3 protein-coding genes are annotated in these 4,194 nt (G+C 62.1%); all 3 read right to left on the bottom strand.

Annotated features, from left to right (window positions below):
* Positions 1-1,734: adenylate/guanylate cyclase domain-containing protein (locus Q0M35_RS17715; RefSeq protein WP_295317581.1), on the bottom strand; the 1,734-nt coding region annotated here is incomplete at its 3' end.
* A complete protein-coding gene (locus tag Q0M35_RS17710; protein ID WP_295317580.1) occupies positions 1,724-3,106 on the bottom strand; it encodes an NAD(P)/FAD-dependent oxidoreductase in 1,383 nt (460 codons plus the stop codon). The genes Q0M35_RS17715 and Q0M35_RS17710, both read right to left, overlap by 11 nt.
* 3 nt (positions 3,107-3,109) lie before the next feature.
* The coding region (locus Q0M35_RS17705; RefSeq protein ID WP_295317579.1) for a radical SAM protein at positions 3,110-4,194 on the bottom strand (1,085 nt) is incomplete at its 5' end.

Genomic DNA, 4,194 nt, shown 5'->3' with positions numbered 1-4,194 from the left:
CTGCGCCACTTCCTTGGCTTCAGCAGACCTGTCCAGGCGCGCCATGATGAGTTCGCGCAGCGTGCCCGGGATACTCAGCGCGATGAGCTCGTCATCGGTTTCGGGCAGCTTGCCTGAGGCCGTGCTGCTGAGCGTTTCCAGGACGGTCCGCGTAAGTTCCTCGACAAACAGCGGGACACCTTCGGAGCGCTCGGCAATATGTGAAATGACTTTGGCAGACAGGCTGTTTTCGCTGTCGATGCTACGGGCAAGCTCCACGCAGTTTGCCGGATCGAGCTTGCCGAGAGTGAGTTGCGTTACCTCCGTTTCCGCAATCCAGGCCGCATCGAATTCGGGGCGGTGCGTGGCCACGATCATAATGAAACTGTCTTTGACGCGGGACAGCTGATCCATCAGAACGGCGACTGTCGACGGATCGGCCCAGTGTAGGTCTTCATAAAGCAGCACGGTCGGGCCAACGGACCAGTTACGCGACAACAGCCGCGAGACAAGGGAGCGTGTTTTTTCACCGGCGGCACCTGCGGAGAGTTCGATCGGTCCGAAACGCGCCTCGTAGGGAACGGAAAGCACCGAGGCCAGCAGCTGCACCTCCTCATCGTCGCCGCCGAACTCATCCACGATCAGCTGGGAGATTTTCTGCAGCTTGCGGGCATCCGTATCGTCGTCCCTTATGCCGGCCAGTTCGCGCAGCTGCGGTTTGAGCGGGTGATAGGCGCTGTTGAAATAAAACGCCGAGCACTGAATACTGATGGCGCTCACACCCTGCGCCCGCACCGCAGAGGCAAAGGAGTTCAGAAGGCGGCTTTTGCCGATACCGGGGTCGCCGTTAAGGATGGCAGCCATCCCTGTTTCAGACCGCCGGACTGTTTCCCATTTCTTCAGCAGCAGCGCGTTTTCACTGTCGCGCCCGACCATGGCAGGCGCGCTGATCTGCGACCAGGCGGCAAAGCGGGTCTGTGCCATTCCGGGACCGAGAACGCGAAACGTGCGGACGGGTGCCGAGAATCCTTTGAACTCGAGGCCGCCGAGGTCCTTGTACTCAAACCAGCCACGCGCCATGCGCCGTACGTCCTCGCTGACCAGGACGGTGCCGGGGTCAGCGGCCGCTTCCAGACGCGCGGCCAGGTTAAGGCAATCCCCTGTCAACCTGTCGCGCCCTGAGCCCACGACCACGATGCCGGAGGCGATCCCGATGCGCACATTGAGCGTTTCGCCGTCGGGCAGGCGAATGGATCGCATCCGCTGGATCATTTCGAGACTTGTCCGGATCGCACGCTCCGCCTCGCTTTCGTGGGCAAAAGGATAGCCGAATATCGCGATTATGCCGTCGCCCTGTTTCTGAAAAACATAGCCTTCGTAACGGGATACGCAGATCGTGCAGACGTCTTCATACTGACGCACAATTGCTTCGAGATCCTCGGCATCAATACGCTGGGACAGCGCAGTATATCCGACGACATCGCAGAACAGGGCGACCACCTGCCTGCGCTCGCCTGTGACGACGTCAAAATGCTCCTGCGGCGGTGCCGCGGGGGCTGGTTCGTTCAGAAGCGCGTTAAGGATTTTCTTCCGGGGACCGAGGGCGATGCCGAGTTCTCTGAGATCTTCATCCGTCAGGAGCCGAAGCGCGTCGCCGTCGATTTCGTTTTCCACAAAGGCGGGCAGCAGTCGCTCGAGACCCAGCACGGCGAGCCAGGCCTCTACGTCCGTGAGTGGTTCCCCGTCACGGGACATGTTCCGCACCTCCGTGGTTCAGCAGCCAGGCAAGAATGGCCATTCCGGTCCGGACCGGGACCGCGTCAGACCAGTCGTCGGCGATCTGCAACCCGTTCTTATTGCCCGGAAAGCGCCGTATCAACGGTGCGAGCTCAACTCCGCTGAGATATGTGACGGGCCCGTCAAACGCAGGATGTGTGACGGTCGGGCGGCTGACCACATATTCTGCGTCCAGTGTCGCCTTGTCGGTCACATCCAGTTCCGGGGCAAGGCGCAATATGCCGGTGCTCAGTTCACGCGCGCCTGCGACAGGGGGTGGTTCCGGCACGGGCGGGCCCGCGCGCGGTGTCCAGAAAGATCCGGGAAAGCGTTCAGCGACGGTGTGGTAGTACCCCGAGGCCCACTCTTCGTGCCGCTGCGATGTGCGGCTGAGAGTGTCCCGGTAAAAGGCCATGGCGAGGGCTGCGTCCTGCGGCCTGCGCAGCAGCGTATTCGCGCAGATGGCACCTGCCAGCGCCCCCTGAACAGATTTCTGCACACCGCTCGATGAGACCGGATCGATGGCCAGTGCGGCATCACCCAGACGGATCATACCGGGCCCGATAACCTCAGTGTCCAGATAGGGGGTGGCATCGGTCGCTCCGGGCTGTCCGCGCAGGCGGGCGCCCTGAAGAGTGTCGTCCTGCCCGTACCCGGACAGCATATGGCGCAGACGGTTTGCAGTGTCGCGCCCGGGGCGTTTGCGCAGCTCGGACGGGTCTGCAAAAATCAACGTATTATAAAGTCCGCAGGGCAGAGGGACGCCCCAGAACCAGCCATCAGGCCCTGCGCGCAACTGTGGCCCGGGCACGGCACCGGGCAGATCCCAGTAGCCATAAAGTGAAATTGTCTTGTGTTGAGCATATAGTCGTTTTGCGCCACGCCCACCGGATCGCCCGGTGGCGATGGCCATAAAATCCGCAGTCAGCGTCATATCACCTTCCGGGCCGGCGATCCGGAGCTTCCAGCGCCCGCTGACCCGTTGGGTGGACATCAGGCGCGCAGGCTGCAACAGTTCCACACCTGCCTCGCAGGCATGTCGCAGGAGTTCAGCGTCAAAGGCGCCGCGGTTCACGGTCAGACCACCGGCACCGCGCATATCCCTGAGAATTGCGGGGCCGTCCCAGTCGATCAGCACCGATGAGACCGGATTGGCGCCACTGGCCTGTGGCACATGCCCGGCACCGGCAACTTTCAGCAGATCCGGCACCCCGGGCGACAGGCTTTCGCCAAGGCGGGGGCGGGGGAATTCAGCTCTTTCGATCAGGTGAACACTGTGGCCCAGACCAGCCATCCGGGCCGCGAAAACACTTCCCGCAGGACCACCGCCGATGACCACAACACGCGCCACGGATCACAGCCCGCCGGTCGTCTGCTCATGGGAAGACAGACGCAGCCATGCAGCGATGCAGTAATGCAGCCAGCCGCGAATGAAGTCACAGGCCGGGCGACCACGGCTGATCACCTCATGGTGACAGCCACCGCCGCACAGGTATCTTGCCCAGCAGGTAGTGCAGGGGGCCTGCTGGTGCACGTGCCGGCTGGTGAGCCAGGCGTTGCGGATGTCGGGGCTGATGCCGCCGGTCAGCGAGCCCATTGCGCCCTCGTCATCGCCGACAAACCGGTGGCAGGCCGCGAGATCGCCGTCTGCAGATACGCCAAGGTAGCCCGCGCCCGCACCGCACGGGTAGGGGCGGTGCGTGCCCTTGCCGATCTCATTCAGCGCGTTCAGCATATTTGCGAAGGGGTACCGCTCTCCGGCAAGGGTTTTCTGCTCAAAGACCTCACCACATTCGATCATGGCCATGAGCATCCGTTCAAGGTCGGGCTTTTGCATTTCACCCTGACCATTGGGAGAGGACAGCATCGGTGAAAAGCCGACATTGTGAAATCCGGCCGAGATAAAGTCATCGAGCGTCTCAGCAAGGTTCAGATTTTCGGGCGTGACGGTGACCCGCGCACTGACCTGCATCCGGCTTTGCCGGCGCAACAGCGGCGACAGACGTTTCATGATCGTGTCGAACGAACCGCGCCCGCCGCGATAGGGGCGCAGGGCATCGTGTTGCGCACGCGGGCCATCAAGGCTGACGGTGACGGCAAACCCGTGCGCTTCAAAGAAATCCGCATCATCCTCATTGAGCAGGGTGCCATTCGTGGTGATCGAAAACCCAGGCTTCAGGCCGTGTGCTGCGGCCTCCTGCTGTGCATAAAGCGTGGCTTCACGCAGAACCGGGCGGTTGACCAGCGGCTCGCCGCCCAGGAAAGCGATGTTGATCCGCGAGCCGGCGTCTGCTTCTGCCACAAGCAGATCAATCGCGCGTTTTGCGTTTTCAGACGGCATATTCTTCGGCGCCTGACCGAATTCGCCCTGCTGAGCGTAGCAATACGTACAGCCGAGATTGCACTTCTGCGCGATTGCCAGCGAGATTGCCTGCAGCG

Origin of the sequence: Roseobacter sp. (genome assembly GCF_024639605.1) — a bacterium.
In the GTDB taxonomy this organism is placed as follows: Bacteria; Pseudomonadota; Alphaproteobacteria; order Rhodobacterales; family Rhodobacteraceae; genus Roseobacter.
Note: the sequence above shows the minus strand (reverse complement) of the source record. Positions and strands in the feature narration are given on the sequence as shown.